The sequence below is a fragment of the Mesorhizobium sp. WSM4845 genome (assembly GCF_055811455.1).
The window spans coordinates 34067-51855 of sequence record NZ_JBVVQA010000018.1; the positions used below are offsets into that span (position 1 = coordinate 34067).

Below are 17789 nucleotides of genomic sequence, written 5' to 3' on the forward strand. Positions count from 1 at the left end.
CTGATGTCCGTGCAATTCGCGACTTACCCGAGCTTGACCGATCGCGTCGTGCTGATCTCCGGCGGCGCCTCCGGGATCGGCGCCGATATGGTCCGCGCCTTTGCTTCGAATGGCGCCCGCGTATGCTTTCTTGATGTGCAGGATGGGTCCGCGGAAGCGCTGGTGCGCGAGCTTGGTTGCGTCGCCAGGCAGGCCCCGGTGTACCTCCATTGCGATGTCACTGACATCGCTGCGCTGCAGGCGTCGGTAGAAGACGTGCGCGCGCGTCTTGGTCCGGTCGCCGTCCTGGTGAACAACGCTGCCGATGATCAGCGCCAACCCGTTGACGCGGTGACGTCAGAATATTGGGACCGCAGCTTCGACGTCAATCTCCGGCATCACTTCTTCGCCGCGCAGGCGGTGCATCCGCATATGAAGGAACTCGGCTTCGGCTCGATCATAAACTTCTCTTCCATCGCCTGGCGTTTCGGCGCGGACCAGATGGTGGCCTATGCCACCGCCAAGGGGGCTGTGGTGGCGCTGACGCGCGCATTGGCGCGGTCGTTCGGATCCGACAACATCCGCGTCAATGCAGTCGAACCCGGCGCCGTCATAACCGAGCGGCAGCGCCAGCTGTGGTTCAGGACCCAGGACGCAATCGACCAGACGGTGCAACGGCAATTGATCCGCCGCGTCCTGCTGAGCGAAGAGATTGCGCGGACCGTGCTCTTCCTTGCCGCCGATGACAGCCGCATGATCACCAAGCAGTCCATCGCCGTCGATGCCGGTCTGCGCTGATGCGATCGCTTCTACATCTTTCAACGGGACTGCCAAGCTGATGCTTCGTTTCGGCCTCAACCCATACGGACTGACCTACACTCTCGGCCTGCAGGGGCGCGGTACGCCGCGGCACAATCCGGACGGGACGGGGCTGGAAGGCTTCATGGCGCTTGCGCAGGAACTGGGCGCACGCACGCTCGAGATCTACGAACCATGGTTGACCGACTTGCCGGACGCCGAAATCGTCGAGTTGCGCAGGCGTCTGGCGGCGCTCGACATCGTCCCGGTGGTCAGTGGCGGACTTCTGGTGGCCGGTCCGTTGGACAGCGCGTTTCGGGCGGCGCGCCTCCTCGAGGCGACAACGATCCGTATCGCACTGACCCCCGTCCTGTGCGGCGACCGCAACCTGTGGGGCCCGAAATGGAGCGAGTTCAATGCGACGATCCGCGCTGCCTTGACGGAATGGGGGCCGCGTGCGGCGGCTGAGGGCCGGATGCTCGGCATCGAGAACCATCAGGATTTCGGCAGCGACGAACTGGTCGCGTTCTGCGAGCTCGGCGGCCCCGGTGTCGGCATCACCTATGATACGGGCAACACGTTCCCTGTCGGCGAGGCACCGCTTGCCTTCACGAGGCGCATCGCACCGCACGTCCGCCACGTTCACCTCAAGGATTATCGCGTGCAGTTCACCGATGAGGGTTACCGTCTGGTCCGCTGCGCGATCGGAGACGGCGCCGTGCCTTTCGCCGAACTGGCAGCCATCCTCGCCGAGCACCACGACACGCTGACGGCGGTGCTCGAGCCAGGCGCACTGGAAGCCCGTCACGTTCGCTGTCTCACCGACGACTGGTGGAACGGATATGCGCCGAAGACCGGGCGCGAGTTCGCCGCCTGCCTGAGTGCTGCGCGCGTAAACCGCCTTGCTGACGACGCCGACTACTGGACGCCGTGGGAGCGCGACGATGACGGCGCGCTGGTTTCGTATGAGCTCGACATGATCCGGCGCAGCGCCGCCAACATGAAGAAGTTCGATTTCATTGCTATGGAGAAATCAGCATGACTGCCCGAGAATTCAGCGGCCTGACCGCCTTCGTGACCGGCTCGGGACGCGGCCTTGGTCGCGTCATGGCCGAACGCCTGGCCGAACTTGGCGCAAACGTCGCGATCCACGATCTCGATTGGAGCCGGCCATCGCAGTATGGGGAATTCGCGGACCTCGGCGAATCCGCCAGGGGTTTGGAAAAGCATGGGACACGGGTAACCGCGGTTACGGGCAACATCGGTGACAGGCAAGCCGTTGCCGAAATGAAGAGGAAGATCGAAGCGGAGCTCGGCGATGTGCACGTTCTGGTCAACTGCGCCGGCGGCGATATCGGCGCCAAGGGGGTAAAGCCCAGTCCCAACAACGCGCTCGACATCGACTATGAAGACATCAAGGTGCTGACCGAGAACAATCTCATCGGCACGATGCTGGTCTGCCAGGCGTTCATTCCGCCCATGGTCAAACGCGGCTCAGGCTCGGTGATCAACATTGCCTCAGCGGCAGCGCATATCGGATGCTCGCCGGAGGTGGTCTACTCCACGCTCAAGGCGGCCGTCGTGCATTATACGCGTTGCCTCGCCAAGGAACTGATCGACGATGGCGTGCGCATCAATGCGGTGAGCCCCGGCGCCACCAAGACGGCACGGTTCCAGGCGAGCCGCGTCGTCGATCCGGAGCGCATGGATTCGAGCAAGAAATCGCTGAACCGCTATGCCGAGCCTGAAGAGATTGCCGAAGCGGTGGCCTTCCTCGCCGGTCCGCGCGCGCGTTTCATCAACGGGCAGGTCATTCGCGTCGATGGCGGCTTCACCATCTTCCCAGGTTGAATCGCGGCCGGCACGCGAACTGTCGGGCTGAGCGCACCCCAATGAGCAGGGCCGCGACGGCCCATTTGCCGACCTTACTTCGTTGATGAGTTGCGACGTGCTCGCAGAGCTCGGGAATCGACGGTGAAGTTTCGGCAACACGTCAATTCTCTTGGCGACACGCTGACGTTACAGCCCGCCTATATGCACCCACGCAATGGCTCAGATTTGTCTGGGTCGGTCTACTCGGCGCCCCGAGAAGGCGAAGATTCCGGATCGAGGCGCTTGGGCCACCGTGCGCCTGGGCAGAGCGAACCGGTTCCGTCTATAAGCTCAGAGGCGCAACATTAGAGGTTGGGGGAACAGATGAGGGAAGAGAACGACATTGAGAAGTTGGTGCGCACGCTGCGTGCTCGAGCCCCTGACGACGCGGCTGAATTGCTAGCCCGAGAGTCTCCCGAGTTCATCCGCGACGCACTAAAGTTGTTACCGGATAGGCACGCCCGGAAGGTGGCGGAGCATTTTCCCTCGCAAAGGAGGCCCATCAAATCTCATACCGACGGCAAGGATCTCGCGATCCCCGAGGCCATCGTTGAGCTGATGGATCCGATCCCCGCCAGCGTTGCTGTCGGGACGACGGTAGCCGCCGCGGTCGAGGCCGTCAGGCGCGCGCAGGTGCCGAGCGAGTTGACTTACCTCTACATCACGGACGAGGGCGATAGACTGGTTGGCCTAGTGGTCTTGCGCGATCTGATGCTGAGCGAGGCCGACGCGACGGTGGATCAGATTATGCTGGCAAGTCCGTTCGCCCTTCACGTCGATATGCCTTTGAGCGAAGCCTGCAAGGCGGCGGTACGCCGTCACTACCCTGTCTATCCCGTGGTGGACGCGGAGAACCGGCTGCTCGGGCAGGTTCGCGGCTGGCGGCTGTTCGAGCAGCAAATCATCGAGATTTCTGCCCAGCCTGGCCAGATGGTGGGTGTCCAGAAGGAGGAGCGTTCTTTCACTCCGCTGTTTTCAGCCTTCTTGAAACGTCATCCGTGGCTGCAGCTCAACCTGCTGACGGCCTTCATAGCCGCTTTCGTGGTCGGCTCGTTCACAGGCACGATCGAGAAGATCGTCGCGTTGGCGGCGTTCCTCCCGGTGTTGGCCGGACAGAGCGGAAACACCGGCTGTCAGGCGCTGGCTATTACGCTGCGTGGCCTCGCCTTAGGGGATGTGGACAAACGACCGAAGCTGCACTTGGTGCTGAGGGAGGGAGCGCTCGGGATCGCCAACGGCTTGCTCGTCGGTCTGGTGGCGGCTGCGGCCATGTGGTTCTACGCTTCACGGCAGCCGGAGTCGGCATCCCAGGCGCCCATGCTGGCGCTTGTGATCCTGCTCGCCATGTCCGGATCGTGCCTCATGTCCGGGATCTCCGGCGTGCTGATCCCGTTGGGCCTGCGGCGGGTCGGCGCCGATCCGGCCGTGGCTTCCGCGATCTTCCTCACGACGGTGACCGATATTGTAGGCATGGGCCTGATGCTGGGACTGGCCACCATGCTCGTGCTGTAGGCACGCTCGACGGACGTGATCGCGGACGAGGACGTTGTTGCCTATGAAGTGACCTCGTCGGCGTTCAACAAGATAACAAAGGCTAAGCCGCACATCGCGCAGGCCGTCCTGAGAAGCATCGCCCGCCAGCTCTCCGAGCGCTTGCGCAACGCGGCGGAAGACCTTCGGATGAGCTCCATATGACCCTGATGCGTCGTGCGGCGACCAGATACGTGGAGAATCGCGCAAACAATATTGATCTTGTCGGCTGCGCAATCCACCGCTGATTATGATTTGAATTAGTTGCCGTTTGTAGAGAATACTTGCTGGAAGCCAAGCAACGCTGAGAAGATGTTTGACCAACCAGCGTAGGCGAAATGCGAATGAATGCGATAATTTGTTGCGCAGCTGCAACAGCTGCTGAAGACTCGGAGGTTTCCTGACAGTTCTGTCGCTTTTTTTCGTGCAGGCGTGCTAGATCCGCTGCACTAGTCGGGTTGGGGTGGGTTCTCGGCATGCATTCCTCGTTTTCAATGATCCTCGGCTTCGCCGCGGCGCTGCTTTGTACCGGCATATTGCCGGCCGGCGCACAAGGTCTCTATCCGGCCTATGACGATGCGTTTTCGGCCCGCATTGCCAATCCGACCGACAACGGAGCGCTAGCTCAATTCGTCACAGTTGCCGTCAACGCAGGGCAGTACGATCAGGCGATCTCGTCGATCGAGCAGTATCTCATCAAACATCCTCGCGATGCGCGCGCCCGGCTCTCGGCCAGCCGGTTGTATTATCATGTCGGCTCCTATGAATTGGCCCGGCGGCAGGCGCAGTACGGTCTCGAGGTCGGGGACCTGTCCGCGGATGAGCAGCAGGAAGCCGTTCGCCTGCTCGCCCGCATCGAGCGCGCGTTACGTGGTGTCACTTGGGAAATCGCTCTGACTGGCGGCATGTTCAGCGCATCCACCGATTTTGAGCCGGGCGGGGCCGAAGACGACCGCACCTTGGTCTCGCCCTATGGGCGGGCGGAAGGCTTTATCCGATGGGATCTCGGGACGCCAAGTGCTGATGCACTTGTCCTCTCGGGCTCGCTGGCAGCGACAGAGCGCTTTTTCACCAAAGACCTGTCGGTTCCCGATGCCGAGGAGACTTTTATCCACGGGAACGCCGCCATTACCTTGGACAAGGGACTGCCCAACAGCGGGATCGATTCGCTACGGCTGCTACTTTCCGCGTTCGCCGTCACAGATCGCTTCGACAGCGACGTTCACGAGACCGGCGTCGGTCTAAGTGGGCGCTTCCTCGTGCGCCCCACCGTCGAGATGACGCTTTTTGCAGGTGCCGGCTACATCGATCTAAGCAGCTCGAATGGCATCTTCGCCGATAGCAGGGTCTTCTATGAGGCAGGCGGCAGCTACCGCTTCCGCAATGGCCAGGCGCTCGGACTGCGCCTAGTCGGCTCGACTGACTTCGCCTCCGGAGCTGGCGAAATCGGCCGCAGCTACATGGGAGAGGTCCGCTACGGCGGCGTGGTGATGGAAGTACCGGACCTTTTCGCATGGTCTCACCAGGTCGCCGTCTCGGCCGGCCACAGCGACACTCCCGACTTGTCCGTCGGCATCGGCACGAACATCCAGAGCGACTTCTGGCGCATTGCCTCGGAAAGCGATTTTCAGCTCACTGAATGGCAGAAGGTCAGTGTCGATCTCGCCTATCGCGAAACCGACTTCGAGATCGCCAGCGGCGACCGAGATTCATTCGAATTGCTCGTGAGCTACACGTTGACACTCAACTGAAAGAGGCCGCGATGAGGACCCTGTATCGTCAGATAGCCACTTGTATCGCCTGCCTTGCCTTTGCGGCACCATCTGGCGCTGAAACGGTTGGGTCCATGACGGCCTACCAGACCAACATCATCCGCAATCACGGCGAGGCGATGAACGTCGGCGCTGGCGTCGAACTCGGCGACCAGCTGCGCAGCAATATCACCGGTCTCGGAATGCTCGTGTTCCGGGACGAGTCGAGCGCCAAGATTGGTCCGAACACCAGCCTGACGATCGATGAATTCGTCTACAATCCGGGGTCCCGATCAGGAAAGATCGACATCAGGATGAACAGCGGCCTGGCCCGTTTCTACGGCGGCCAGGTTTCGAAAGGCGGCGACATGCAAGTTGCGACGCCACACATGGTGCTCGGAGCCAGAGGTGGCATCATTGAGGTGCTTGTGATTGCTGGTCAGACCGTCGGCATACTGCGCGCCGGCCGCATGACCTGCATGATGAATGGTCGCAAGCTCGTGATCACAAACCCGGGCCACGCCTGCACGTCGGACAATGACAAACTGCTGACCGGCTACGGCGGTATCGACGCGTTCCCGATTTTGGACAGCATCGATCGAATAGCCGGCACCGGCCTGCCAGGCGAACCGGGTCCGGGGCTGAACGTAAGCGCGATTTGTGCGTCAGCACTCGGCAATTCGCTCAAAGCCTGCAAGTCCACCGACGGCGCATTGCCCGGCGTGGCCATGGAGTTCCCTGACAGCCCAACGCCCCCTGCAGGCAGCGGGGTGGATGATGAGGATGATGACTGCTTTCCCGACTGCCGGTAAGGCTGGCCGAGCGGCATGAGCCCCTCGCTTGATTGGCGGCGGGCTGCCAGGCGGAAAATACCTGGTCTTGCGGTCGTACTCTTGCTGCTCGCTTGCCATTTTGCTTTCGACGGGCCGCTGTCGCGCCTGCGCGAGCGCACGTACGACCTCTACCAGTCCCTCGCCCCGCGCCAGGCGACGAGCAATCCTGTTGTCATTGTCTCGATAGACGACTCGAGCCTTAAGGCATATGGGCGATGGCCTTGGAACCGTGGCCTTTTGGCCGATCTGGTCGATGGTGTCGCCGAGTCCGGTGCCGCGGTGATCGGGCTTGCGCTGGTGCTGCCCGAGGCAGATATCTCTCCTGATGGCATCGCTGGAGACAAGCGCCTCGCCAGCGCACTGGCGAAAAATCGAACGGCGCTCGCCGTCAGCCTGGGCAACGAGGTGACGGTTTCAGAAGCAGAGCCCAAAGCCGGCTGGTCGATCGTCGGGCAGGTACCCGAGACGCTTCCTGGCTTCACCGGTCTGACAGGCTCCCTTCCTGATTTCTCGAGCGCCGCTGCAGGCCTCGGCGTAATTCGCACTTTGCCCGATCCCGACGGCGTACTACGCCATGTGCCGCTGCTCTGGCTCCGAAATACGGCTCAAGGCGTGCAGCTCTGGCCGTCGTTCGCGCTCGAACTCCTGCGCCTCTACGCCGGAGAGAACGGCTACGTAGCTCGGATGAATGTCGCCGGGTTTGACGCGCTCAGGATGGCCGGGACCATTGTGCCACTTGAGCCGCAGGGCAGCATCCGCCTCTGGGAAACCGACGCCAATACGCCGCGCATATCTGCCAGTAATATCCTTTCGGGTCGCGGCGATCCGCTGCTGCGGAACGCGATCGCCATTGTTGATCTGTCAGCCGTGGGATTGACGCAGTATCTGTCCACCCCGGCGCGTCCGGCGCGACCAGGCGTGGACATCCACGCTGATGCAATCGGCCAGATGCTTGCCGCGAGCTATCTTGTAGAGCCAACGCAAGCGCGGACGCTGGAGCGGCTGTGGTTGGTCCTCAGTGGCATCGTTTTCATCGGGCTTTCTGGAGTGCTCGCCGAGCGGGTCGTGATTGGCGCATTCGCTCTGGCGCTCCTGGCTGCCACGCCCTTCGTGTTTGGCGCTCTCGAATACAGCCTGCAGGGTGCGCTCTATGACCCACTGCAGCCGGCGCTTGCGACGATCCTCGTAGCTGGCTTCGAAGGCTATGCCCTTTTCAGGCGCAGCGAGCAGCGCCGGTCCACCCTGGCGCGGCAGTTTTCCCAATATCTGTCGCCCTCTGTGGTGCAGCGCCTGGCAAATTCGGATACCGAAGCGATCCTGTCTGGAGAGAAGCGCGAGATCACAATCCTGCTGAGTGACATACGCGGCTTCACGGCGATGAGCGAACAACTCGATGCCCAAGAAATCGGAAAGGTGGTCAACCACTTCCTCGGCCTTGCGACCGATGAGATACTCAAGCGCGACGGGACCATCGATAAGTTCATGGGCGATGCCGTGCTAGCCTTCTGGAACGCGCCGCTTGACCAGCCAGATCATCGCGAGCGCGCCCTTGAAGCGGGGCTCGCCCTGATCGAACGGGTCAAGCGCGAAAACGCCGCGCTTACCGCGCGCGGGCATCCCCCTATCGAAATCGGCGTCGCCATCGAGACTGGCATCTGCTCCGTCGGGAATTTCGGCTCCGAACGGCGCTTCGATTACACCGCGATCGGCTCGCCGGTGAACCGCACGGCACGGCTCGAGTCAACGACCAAAAAGCTGAGCATCCCCCTGGTGCTTGGTCCCGGATTTGCGCAAGGAGCATCGATGCCGGTTGTCCAGGCGGGTGCCTTCGAACTCCAAGGCTTCAAGGATGAGGTGCCGGTTTTCACCGTTCCGGAGATACAGCCCTCGTCGCAATCTGCCGAGGCAGTGTGATGCTTGGCACCAGTTCAACTCGCTATGTCATTGGCAGCCGGCGAGCGGAAGCCAAGGGCGGCGGAAATACGATGGGCGGCCCGGGCCACCATGTCGCCCAGTTCGCTTATACGCTCTTCCGGCACCCGGTTTTCCGGGGCAGCGATGTTCAGCGCCGCGATTATCTTACCCGGCGCCACGAACACCGGTGCGGTGATCGAAATCAGATCGTCGTTGATCTCGCCGCGACTGACGAAAAACTTCGCCTTGCGGATTTGCTCGAGCCCGCCCCTAAGAAGCCGAGGATCGGTCACCGTTTTCTTGGTGAAGCGCTTCAACGGGCCGGAAAGAATGGCCTCGCGCTCCTCATCACCCATATGGGCCAGGAACGCCTTGCTCGAACCGGCATGTAGCGGACGCCGCCGGCCGACAATCGCATTGACGCGAAGGTCCCGCTTCGGCTCCCATTTGGCGACGCAAAGGCTTTCCTGGTCATCGCGGATCCGCAACTGGGTGGTTTCGCCGATCTTCTGACCGAGTTCTTCCAGAACAGGGTTTGCTATGCGGATCAGGTCCATCTGTTCGCTGGCGGCGTGGCCCAGCATCAATGCAGCGAGGCCGAGGCGATAGCCTTTTCCATTCGATGATCGCGCCAGCAAGCCGCGCCGCACCAGCGTCTGCAAAAGCCGGAAAGCGCGCGCCTTGCTGTCGCCGGAACGCCGCGCGATTTCGGAAACGCCAAGATCTGCCTCGCCGGCCACAGTCTGCAACAAACTGATCGCGCGATCGACGGAATCGACCGTGTACCGGGTATCTGCTTGATCGGTCATTTCTCACTTCCTCGCCAAAGCGTCTCGTGCAGAAGGTTAAACGAGAAAATTTGTATCGTCTAGTGAAACGGTGGTTTATCTGTGTTGACAAATAGTGAAGCTTTCGTTTCACTCGCTGTCAGGAAGGAGGCCGGCACCATCAGCGGATCCCAAGCTGGGCTCGATCATGGCAAGCGGCAGCGGAAAAGAACTCCTCCGATGGAACTATCCAGAGTGGACACGGAGAAAACCAATGATGAACCGGACAATATCGCGCCGTGCGCTGATGCAATGGGCGCTCGGCGGTGCCGCCGTCTTGCAAGGCATTAGCTGGACGGGGCTGGCCCAGGCAGCGGCAACCGGCCAATTGCGGATCGGCATGGCTGCTCCGCCGACGACGCTAGACCCGCATCTGAAGAGCAATGCGCCGAACAACGCGCTTGCCACCCATATCTACGACACGCTTGTCACCAACGACGAAAAGTCGATCTCCAGACCGGGGCTGGCGACGGCCTGGCGCGCGGTCGACAACACCCATTGGGAGTTCGACCTGCGCCCAGACGTGCGCTTCAGCGACGGTGAGCCGCTCACCGTAGACGACATCGTCGTCTCATTCGACCGGGCCAACACCATCGACAGCACGGCGTCGTTCCGGACCTACACGCGCAACATCAAGTCGATCACTTCGCCCCAAACCGGCAAGCTTCTCATCGAAACCAAGCAGCCGGAGCCGCTTCTGCCCAATTCGCTCAGTCGCATTCGCATCATCCGCGCCAAGTTCAAGGATACCCCGAGCGATCAGTTCAACAACGGCACCGCGGCGATCGGAACTGGCCCCTATGTGCTGAAGGAATATGTTTCCGGCAACCGTGTCGCGCTTTCCGCCAATCCCAACTACTGGGGACCGAGGCCTGCTTTGCCGGACGTCGAGCTCCGCATCGTCACCGATGCCGGCGCGCGGCTTGCCAACCTGCTCGCCGGCGATCTCGATCTCGTCGAACAGGTGCCCTACGAGGGTGTTGCCCGCGTCGAACAAGACGAGCGCTTTCACATCATCCGCGGCGTATCGAGCCGGGTGGTCTTCTTCTCGCTGGACACGTTCAGGGACGTGACGCCCTTCATCAGCGGCAAGAATGGCAAGCCGCTCGACCGCAACCCGCTGAAGGATCTGCGTGTGCGGCAGGCGCTGTCCATGGCGGTCGACCGCAGCGCCATTGTCGAGCGCTTGATGCAGGGCAATGCCATTGTCGCTTCACAGTTTCTGCCCGCCGGCGCCCCGGGCACCTCGGCTGCTATCAAACCCGTTCCATTCGACGCTGCAAAAGCCACGGCCCTGCTTGCCGAGGCCGGCTACCCCGATGGCTTCCGCCTGACGATCCACGGGCCAAATGATCGTATCGTCAACGATTCGAAGATCGTGCAGGCCGTGGCCCAGATGTTCTCTCGCATCGGCCTGGAAGTCAGCGTCGAGGTCATGCCCTGGTCGGTTTATGCCGACAAGGCGGATGCCTATGAGTTCAGCGTCAATCTGGACTCCTGGGGCGTCAACACAGGCGAAACCTCGAACCCGATGACAGCTCTGGTCGCGACGCAGAATCCGGACGCCGGTATGGGCATCGCCAATTCGGGCCGCTACTCCAATCCCGATCTCGATGCCAAACTGGCTGTGGCGAAGCGGACGCTGGACGACACCAAACGCGAAATTATGCTCTCGGAGCTCAGCGACATCGTCTTCAACGACGTCGCCCTGATTCCGCTGCACCATGAGGTTCTCGTCGTGGCTGCCCGAAAGGACCTTCAGTTCACGACGCGGGCCGACCAGTATACGCTGGCCATGAACGCCAAGATTGTCTGAGGAGATGTAGACTTGACGAGCATCGCCACGGGATCTGTTGCGGATCGCGGTCGCGCTACATACGATCTTGGCGCGACCGCCATCTTTGCTTCCAAATCGGACCCACGCTTCCACTATTGCCTGTATGTACCGCCCGCGGTTGGGGAAGGCGCCCAAGTCGACCTACTGGTGGCCGTCCATGGTACCGGCCGCACCTCGTTCCTGGGTTTCCGTGATGCGTTCGCCGAGTTCGGACGCTGGAACGACTGCGCCATTTTGTGCCCGGTGTTTCCAATGGGCGTTCTCGGCGACGATGCCCGCAGCGGATACAAATACATGATCGAGGGCGACATCCGCTACGATCAGGTGCTGCTCGCGATAGTCGAGGAAGTCGTCGCGAAATACCGTCAGGACTGGACCCGCTTCGCTATGTTCGGGTTTTCCGGCGGCGGGCATTTCACCCATCGCTTCGCCATCCTTCATCCCGACAGGCTATGGGCGGCGTCGATCGGCGCACCGGGATCGGTGACCCTGCTCGATCCCACGCGGGACTGGTGGGTGGGCATTCGCGATCTGCCGGAGAAGTTCGGCATCACCTTCGACGCCGCAGCGCTGGCAAAAGTGCCTGTCCAGATGATCGTCGGCGATGCCGACCTGGAGACCTGGGAAATCACGCATATCCAAGGCAGCGCGCATTGGATGCCGGGCGCCAACGATGCAGGACAAACGAGGCCGGAACGCCTCAGCACGTTGTGTCGATCGTTCGAGGAAGCGGGTGCGCGCGTACGCTTTGATTTGCTGCCCGGGGTAGCCCACGAACGCGACGCGGTTCTCGATCCGGTCAAGGATTTCCTGGCCCAGGCGCTCAAGGAACGACGGAACGCATCAAGATGAATGCAATGATCGTTGCGCCGCAGCCGGAGGCGGTCGAGGCGGGCGCGCTGGTGCTCAAACGCGGCGGCAACGCCGTCGATGCGGCGATCGCCTGCGCTTTCATGCAAGGCGTCGCAGACCCTCAAATGGCCGGCATCGGGGGCTTTGGCTCGATGCAGGTCTATATGCCGCGACGCGGCGTGCACGAGGTGCTAGAATTCTACGCCAGGGCGCCGCTCAAAGCGTCGCCTGAAATGTGGAGCGACCTTCTGGTCGGCCAGTCGCGCGACGGCTTCGCCTTTCTGCTGGAAGGCGGCATCAGCGAGATCGGCTATCTCGCCGTCTGCACGCCGGGCAGTGTCAAGGGCTATGCCGAGGCGCTGGCGAGATACGGCACTTTTGAATGGGCCGACGTCGTCGCACCCGCCGCCAAGCAGGCGAGGCGCGGCTTTATGGTCCGCCCGCATGTCCATTGGTACTGGGCCCAGGACGGCGTAGATACCGGCGAAGTGCGGACCCTTGACAAGCTGCGCTTCAGCAACACGGGGCGCGCCATCTATTTTCGCCCGGACGGCGCGGTCAAGCTGCCAGGCGACGTCGTCGTCAACACCGACCTCGCCCAAACGCTCGAGCGCATCGCGGCCGCCGGTCCGGACATTTTCTACAAGGGCGAGATCGCCGAAGAGATCGCCGCCGACATGGCCGCCAACGGCGGCCTTATCGGGAAGGATGATCTGGCGCGCTATGAGCTATCCACCGCGCAACCGCTCTGGGGCGAGTATCGTGGCTACGATATTGCGACCAGCCCGCCGCCCGCCAGCGGCATATCCATGCTGCAATTGCTCCACATCCTCGAGCATTTTGATGTCGGAGCCATGGAGCATGACGGTGCCGAGCACATCGTCCTGCTGGCGGAGGCGATGAAGCGCATGACCATCGACAAGGACCGCCATCTCGGCGATCCTGCCTATGTCGACGTGCCGGTCGCGCGGCTGCTGTCCCGCGACTATTGCAGCGGGCTCGCCGCCGAGATCAAGGCCGGGCTGCGCGCCAGGATCGAGCGCGTCGATGACCGGTCGCCGCGCGACACGACCCATATTTCGGTGGTCGACCATGAGGGCAATGCCGTCGCCTTGACCCACACGCTGGGCAGTCCCTCGGGGGCGATCACCGATGGCCTGGGATTCATGTACAACGGAACGATGAGCCGCTTCGACCCAAGGCCGGGCCGGGCCGGATCGCTGGCTCCCGGCAAGCGGCGGGCCAGCTCTGCGGCGCCCACAATCGTATTCAAGGACGACCGGCCGGTGATCGTCATGGGAGCGCCCGGCGGCAGCTATATCGCGCCGTCCATGGCGCAGGGGCTGATGAATCTCATCGATTTCGATATGAGCATGTCGGAAGCGGTGGCCGCCCCGAGGATCGTGGCGGTGTCGAACACAATCGACGTCTCCAATCGCATTCCGCGCTATGTCACTGAAGAAATCGAGGGCCGGGGCTACGAGGTGAAGCGCTCCTGGCAAAGTTACGCTTTTGCCGCCCTCCACGGCATCCAGATCGAAGACGGAATTTGCCGCGGCGGCGCCGATCCGCAGCGCGACGGCATGGCGATGGCGGTGCCGGCGTGATGTGCCGCGCACAGACGACCGGCGACCCTTTCCGGCAATCAGGCTGCGGAGCGATGCCATGACCGCAGCCGTCGCGCGCCGGCTGCTCCAGGCCGTGATGGTCATGTTCGCCATGACGGTTATCGTCTTCATCGCGATCAACGTCATCGGCGACCCCGTCGACATTTTGATCTCGCCCGACGCCGATCAGATCGAGCGCGCGCGCGTCGTCCAGGCACTCGGGCTCGACCTGCCGCTTTGGCAGCAGTACCTCCGCTTCCTCTGGGCAGCGCTGCATGGCGACCTTGGCGAGAGCTACGTCTACAACGAGCCGGCGATCAGGGTGATCCTGCAGCGACTGCCGGCAACACTCGAACTGGCCGTCTCTGCCATCCTCATTGCCATCGTCGTCGGCGTGCCGCTCGGGCTTTATGCCGGACTGCGGCCGGATAGCATCTTGAGCCGCGTCATCATGACCGTCAGCATCCTCGGCTTCTCGTTGCCGACCTTCTGGGTCGGGCTAGTGCTGATCATGTTTTTCGGCGTGCAGCTCGGCTGGTTGCCGAGCGGCGGGCGCGGCCAGACCGCCGAACTGTTCGGCGTCCAATGGGCGTTCCTGACCAAAGACGGCCTTGCCCACCTGATCCTGCCGGCGGTGAACCTCGCCTTGTTTGACGCCTGCCTCATTCTGCGCCTGACGCGCGCCGGCGTCGCCGAAGTCCTGCCGCTCGATTTCGTCAAGTTCGCGCGGGCCAAGGGCCTCAGGGAAACGCGCGTGATCGGCGTCCACGTCTCGAAGAACATCATGATCCCGGTGGTGACCATCATCGGCCTGGAATTCGGCTCTATCGTCGCCTTCTCGGTCGTCACCGAAAGCGTGTTCAGCTGGCCTGGCATGGGCAAGTTGATCATCGACAGCATCAACGTGCTCGACCGTCCGATCATCACCGCATACCTGATGGCGATCGTCGCCTTCTTCGTCATCATCAATCTCGTCGTCGACCTGACCTATACGGCACTCGACCCGCGGGTGCGGCTCCAGGGCGAGGGACCGTGACATGAGCGTCGACACCTTGCCGCCACCGATGCCTACCGAGGCCGAGAAGAGTGAAGAGGCGCCGTTTCGAGTGCTCGTGCGGGCATTCTTCCGCTCGCCTGCCGCCATTGCCGGTTTCGTGCTGCTGACCGCGATCATCGGGCTGGCGCTGCTCGCGCCGCTTATAGCGCCGCAAAATCCCTACGACCTCAACCAGCTCGACATCATGGACAGCCGCCTGCCGCCCGGCTCGCAATCGATGACGGGCATGATTTTCTGGCTCGGCACCGACGACCAGGGTCGTGACATGCTTTCCGGCATCATCTACGGCCTGCGCATATCGCTCGGCGTCGGCGTCAGCTCGGCGCTTTTCGCCGCGCTGTTCGGCGCCTCTTTAGGCCTGCTCGCCGCCTATGTCGGCGGTCGGACCGAGACGGCGATCATGCGCATCGTCGATCTGCAACTCTCCTTCCCCTCCATTCTCGTTGCACTGATGATCCTCGCCTTTCTCGGCAAGGGAATCCTCAACGTCGTACTCGCTCTGGTGATCGTCGAATGGGCAACTTATGCACGTGCCGCGCGCGGCACGGCGCTGGTGGAGCGGCGCAAGGAATACATGGAGGCGGCAGAGTCGCTCGCCATTCCGCGATGGCGCATCCTGTTCGTCCATCTTCTGCCCAACTGCCTGCCGCCGCTGATCGTGATCGCGACGGTGCAGGTGGCGCGCGCCATCTCGCTGGAGGCGACCTTGTCCTTCCTTGGCCTCGGTGTGCCGATCACCGAGCCCAGTCTCGGCCTGCTGGTCGCCAACGGCTATCAGTACATGCTCTCCGGCATGACGTGGATCAGTTTCTATCCCGGCGTGGCGCTGCTGATTACCGTGGTTGCGATCAACCTCGTAGGTGATCGGCTCCGCGACGTGCTCAACCCGCGGGGGCGCGAATGAATGCGACCGTGCTCGAAGTCCGCGATCTCAGGACCCATTTCGGACAAGCAAAAGCCGTCGACGGCGTCTCGTTCAGCGTCGCGCGCGGCGAGGTTCTGGGTCTCGTCGGTGAAAGCGGGTCCGGCAAATCGGTCACCGGCTTTTCCATCATCGGCCTTGTCGATCCGCCAGGCACGATCGTCGGCGGCCAGATCGTCTTCGACGGCCGCGACATCACCCGCTCCAGCCGCGAGGAGATGCGAGCGCTGCGCGGGCGCCGCATGGCGATGATCTTCCAGGATCCGATGATGACGCTGAACCCGGTCCTGCGCATCGACACGCAGATGATCGAGGCGGTGCAGGCGCATGAAAACGTCTCGCGCATGGACGCCAGGGCGCGGGCGCGCGACGCGCTCGGCATGGTCGGGATCCCGAGTCCGGATGAGCGGCTGCAGGCCTATCCGCATCAGTTTTCCGGCGGCATGCGCCAGCGCGTCGTTATCGCTATTGCGCTGCTGCACCGGCCGGACTTCATCATCGCCGACGAGCCGACCACCGCGCTCGATGTGACGATCCAGGCACAGATTCTCGCCGAGATGCAAAAGCTCGTGGCGCAGAACAACACGTCGCTGATCTGGATCACGCATGATCTCGCCGTCGTCTCGCGGCTCGCCGACCGGATCGCCGTGATGTATGCGGGCCGCATCGTCGAATCCGGCCCGGTGTCGGACGTTCTCGCCCGTCCGTTGCACCCTTATACCGCCGGTCTGATCGACTCCGTTCCCAGCCGCAACCGGCGTGGCGAGCGGCTTCGGCAGATCCCGGGAATGGCGCCCAGTGTTGCGCGGCTGCCGGCCGGATGCGCTTTCGCCCCGCGCTGCGCGCGCGCCGACGCGGCGTGTGCCCAGGCGGTGCCTCTGCTCACTGCTGGCCCGCGCGAGCACCGCTGCGTTCATCCCTTGCCGGAGTTCCGCGTATGATCCCCTCCACTCCGGTTGCGGCAGACATTCAAAGCTCCTCAGCGGGTTCTAGCAGGATGGCGCCGCTGATCGAGCTGAACGAGATTTCTCACAGCTTCGGCACGCGGCCGGATCTCGCGGCCCGTTTGGCGATCTCGTTCAAACTCGCCAAACCGACGGCAAGCGTGCAGGCGATCGACGGTGTCAGCCTCGCCGTTCGCAGGGGCGAGGTTCTGGGCCTCGTTGGCGAGTCGGGATGCGGCAAGTCCACACTGGGCCGGATCGTCGCCGGCATCGTGGCGCCCAGCAAGGGATCGGTATCATGGCGCGGCAAGGACTTGAAGGCGCTTCCGGCGCTCGAACGGCGTGAGGCCAAGCTGCGCGTGCAGATGATATTCCAGAATCCCTACGCCTCGCTCAATCCGCGCCGCAAAGCGGCCGATATCGTCAGCGAGGCGCCGCGCGTACACGGGCTGGTTGAGGGCGATCTCGGTACCTTTGTCGATCAACAGTTCCGGCGTGCCGGTCTCGATCCGGCGCTAAAACACCGCTTTCCGCATCAGTTCAGCGGCGGCCAGCGCCAGCGGATCGGCATTGCGCGCGCGCTCGCCGTGCAGCCGGAATTTCTCGTCTGCGATGAGGCCGTTGCCGCTTTGGACGTCTCGATCCAGGCGCAAATCCTCAATCTCTTCATGGACCTGCGCGAGAGGCTGAACCTCACTTACTTGTTCATCAGCCACGATCTCGGAGTGGTCGAGCACATCTCCGATCGGGTGGCGATCATGTATCTCGGCCGCATTGTCGAAGAGGCTCCGGCCGAGGAGATCTTTGCACGGGCCAACCATCCCTACACGCAGGCGCTTCTCGCCGAGGTGCCGCGGATCGAAACCACCAAACGCGGCTTTGCCGCGATCAAGGGTGAATTGCCGAGCCCGCTCTCGCCGCCGAGCGGATGTCATTTCCACCCGCGCTGCCCGCACGCGATGCCTCGTTGCCGCACCGAAGCGCCCCGACTGAAGGTGGTTGCTGCCGGACACAAGAGCGCATGCCACCTCAATGACGCCGCCGCCTGAACGCCTTGGAATTTTTT

At 62.6% G+C, this 17789-nt stretch carries 16 protein-coding genes; 15 read left to right on the forward strand and 1 reads right to left on the reverse strand.

Features of this window, described 5'->3' with window-relative positions; genetic code table 11:
- The first annotated feature begins 3 nt into the window (after nucleotides 1–3).
- The 8 genes from AC0L2C_RS20390 to AC0L2C_RS20425 all read left to right on the forward strand — a co-directional run bounded on the left by AC0L2C_RS20390 (nucleotide 4) and on the right by AC0L2C_RS20425 (nucleotide 8677).
- Nucleotides 4–777, forward strand: coding sequence for an SDR family NAD(P)-dependent oxidoreductase (locus tag AC0L2C_RS20390; protein WP_473524259.1), 774 nt, complete (start codon nucleotides 4–6; stop codon nucleotides 775–777).
- 40 nt (nucleotides 778–817) lie between these two features.
- Entirely contained in the window at nucleotides 818–1819 is a 1002-nt protein-coding gene (locus AC0L2C_RS20395; protein ID WP_473524260.1) for a sugar phosphate isomerase/epimerase family protein, read from the forward strand.
- A complete protein-coding gene (locus tag AC0L2C_RS20400) occupies nucleotides 1816–2628 on the forward strand; it encodes an SDR family NAD(P)-dependent oxidoreductase (protein ID WP_473524261.1) in 813 nt (270 codons plus the stop codon). Before AC0L2C_RS20395 ends, AC0L2C_RS20400 begins: the two co-directional genes overlap by 4 nt.
- 345 nt (nucleotides 2629–2973) lie before the next feature.
- Complete coding sequence (locus AC0L2C_RS20405) at nucleotides 2974–4161, forward strand: magnesium transporter (protein WP_473524262.1); 1188 nt, start codon at nucleotides 2974–2976, stop codon at nucleotides 4159–4161.
- A gap of 15 nt (nucleotides 4162–4176) precedes the next feature.
- Nucleotides 4177–4344, forward strand: coding sequence for a hypothetical protein (locus AC0L2C_RS20410; RefSeq protein WP_288141952.1), 168 nt, complete (start codon nucleotides 4177–4179; stop codon nucleotides 4342–4344).
- Nucleotides 4345–4673: 329 nt separating this feature from the next.
- Nucleotides 4674–5930, forward strand: a complete 1257-nt coding sequence (locus AC0L2C_RS20415) for a tetratricopeptide repeat protein (protein ID WP_473524263.1) — start codon at nucleotides 4674–4676, stop codon at nucleotides 5928–5930.
- Nucleotides 5931–6025: 95 nt separating this feature from the next.
- The gene (locus AC0L2C_RS20420) at nucleotides 6026–6742 is read left to right on the forward strand and encodes a FecR domain-containing protein (RefSeq protein WP_288141953.1); all 717 of its coding nucleotides are present in this window, start codon (nucleotides 6026–6028) and stop codon (nucleotides 6740–6742) included.
- A 15-nt stretch (nucleotides 6743–6757) separates the two neighbouring features.
- A complete protein-coding gene (locus tag AC0L2C_RS20425; RefSeq protein WP_128245425.1) occupies nucleotides 6758–8677 on the forward strand; it encodes a CHASE2 domain-containing protein in 1920 nt (639 codons plus the stop codon).
- A 14-nt stretch (nucleotides 8678–8691) separates the two neighbouring features.
- Here AC0L2C_RS20425 and AC0L2C_RS20430 read toward each other — a convergent pair whose 3' ends face one another.
- Nucleotides 8692–9486 carry an IclR family transcriptional regulator gene (locus AC0L2C_RS20430; RefSeq protein WP_473524264.1) on the reverse strand — a complete coding sequence of 265 codons (795 nt, stop codon included), beginning with the start codon at nucleotides 9484–9486 and terminating at the stop codon, nucleotides 8692–8694.
- A gap of 232 nt (nucleotides 9487–9718) precedes the next feature.
- On the opposite strand from AC0L2C_RS20430, the gene AC0L2C_RS20435 reads away from it, so the two are divergent.
- From AC0L2C_RS20435 to AC0L2C_RS20465, 7 genes are read left to right on the forward strand one after another with little or no spacing between them, the layout of a single operon-like run.
- The gene (locus AC0L2C_RS20435; protein WP_473524265.1) at nucleotides 9719–11320 is read left to right on the forward strand and encodes an ABC transporter substrate-binding protein; all 1602 of its coding nucleotides are present in this window, start codon (nucleotides 9719–9721) and stop codon (nucleotides 11318–11320) included.
- A 12-nt stretch (nucleotides 11321–11332) separates the two neighbouring features.
- Nucleotides 11333–12193, forward strand: coding sequence for an alpha/beta hydrolase (locus AC0L2C_RS20440; protein ID WP_128167580.1), 861 nt, complete (start codon nucleotides 11333–11335; stop codon nucleotides 12191–12193).
- Nucleotides 12190–13800, forward strand: coding sequence for a gamma-glutamyltransferase (gene ggt / locus AC0L2C_RS20445; RefSeq protein ID WP_128167579.1), 1611 nt, complete (start codon nucleotides 12190–12192; stop codon nucleotides 13798–13800). Before AC0L2C_RS20440 ends, ggt begins: the two co-directional genes overlap by 4 nt.
- 58 nt (nucleotides 13801–13858) lie before the next feature.
- Nucleotides 13859–14836, forward strand: a complete 978-nt coding sequence (locus tag AC0L2C_RS20450) for an ABC transporter permease (protein WP_287226327.1) — start codon at nucleotides 13859–13861, stop codon at nucleotides 14834–14836.
- A 28-nt stretch (nucleotides 14837–14864) separates the two neighbouring features.
- Nucleotides 14865–15761 (forward strand): ABC transporter permease, encoded by an 897-nt coding sequence (locus tag AC0L2C_RS20455; RefSeq protein ID WP_128245655.1) that lies wholly within the window; start codon nucleotides 14865–14867, stop codon nucleotides 15759–15761.
- Nucleotides 15758–16720: an ABC transporter ATP-binding protein gene (locus AC0L2C_RS20460; RefSeq protein ID WP_091597382.1), complete on the forward strand. Its 963-nt coding sequence runs from the start codon at nucleotides 15758–15760 to the stop codon at nucleotides 16718–16720. The genes AC0L2C_RS20455 and AC0L2C_RS20460 overlap by 4 nt, the downstream gene beginning before the upstream one ends.
- A 56-nt stretch (nucleotides 16721–16776) precedes the next feature.
- Nucleotides 16777–17772: an ABC transporter ATP-binding protein gene (locus AC0L2C_RS20465; RefSeq protein WP_128171838.1), complete on the forward strand. Its 996-nt coding sequence runs from the start codon at nucleotides 16777–16779 to the stop codon at nucleotides 17770–17772.
- The last annotated feature ends 17 nt before the right edge of the window (nucleotides 17773–17789 follow it).

Excerpts from the sequence above, each read along its gene's own strand:
- AC0L2C_RS20390 (WP_473524259.1), top strand. The coding sequence starts at position 4 with ATGTCCGTGCAATTCGCGACTTACCCGAGCTTGACCGATCGCGTCGTG.
- AC0L2C_RS20395 (WP_473524260.1), top strand. The coding sequence starts at position 818 with ATGCTTCGTTTCGGCCTCAACCCATACGGACTGACCTACACTCTCGGC.
- AC0L2C_RS20400 (WP_473524261.1), top strand. The coding sequence starts at position 1,816 with ATGACTGCCCGAGAATTCAGCGGCCTGACCGCCTTCGTGACCGGCTCG.
- AC0L2C_RS20405 (WP_473524262.1), top strand. The coding sequence starts at position 2,974 with ATGAGGGAAGAGAACGACATTGAGAAGTTGGTGCGCACGCTGCGTGCT.
- AC0L2C_RS20415 (WP_473524263.1), top strand. The coding sequence starts at position 4,674 with ATGATCCTCGGCTTCGCCGCGGCGCTGCTTTGTACCGGCATATTGCCG.
- AC0L2C_RS20420 (WP_288141953.1), top strand. The coding sequence starts at position 6,026 with ATGACGGCCTACCAGACCAACATCATCCGCAATCACGGCGAGGCGATG.
- AC0L2C_RS20425 (WP_128245425.1), top strand. The coding sequence starts at position 6,758 with ATGAGCCCCTCGCTTGATTGGCGGCGGGCTGCCAGGCGGAAAATACCT.
- AC0L2C_RS20430 (WP_473524264.1), bottom strand. The coding sequence starts at position 9,486 with ATGACCGATCAAGCAGATACCCGGTACACGGTCGATTCCGTCGATCGC.
- AC0L2C_RS20435 (WP_473524265.1), top strand. The coding sequence starts at position 9,719 with ATGATGAACCGGACAATATCGCGCCGTGCGCTGATGCAATGGGCGCTC.
- ggt (WP_128167579.1), top strand. The coding sequence starts at position 12,190 with ATGAATGCAATGATCGTTGCGCCGCAGCCGGAGGCGGTCGAGGCGGGC.
- AC0L2C_RS20450 (WP_287226327.1), top strand. The coding sequence starts at position 13,859 with ATGACCGCAGCCGTCGCGCGCCGGCTGCTCCAGGCCGTGATGGTCATG.
- AC0L2C_RS20455 (WP_128245655.1), top strand. The coding sequence starts at position 14,865 with ATGCCTACCGAGGCCGAGAAGAGTGAAGAGGCGCCGTTTCGAGTGCTC.
- AC0L2C_RS20460 (WP_091597382.1), top strand. The coding sequence starts at position 15,758 with ATGAATGCGACCGTGCTCGAAGTCCGCGATCTCAGGACCCATTTCGGA.
- AC0L2C_RS20465 (WP_128171838.1), top strand. The coding sequence starts at position 16,777 with ATGGCGCCGCTGATCGAGCTGAACGAGATTTCTCACAGCTTCGGCACG.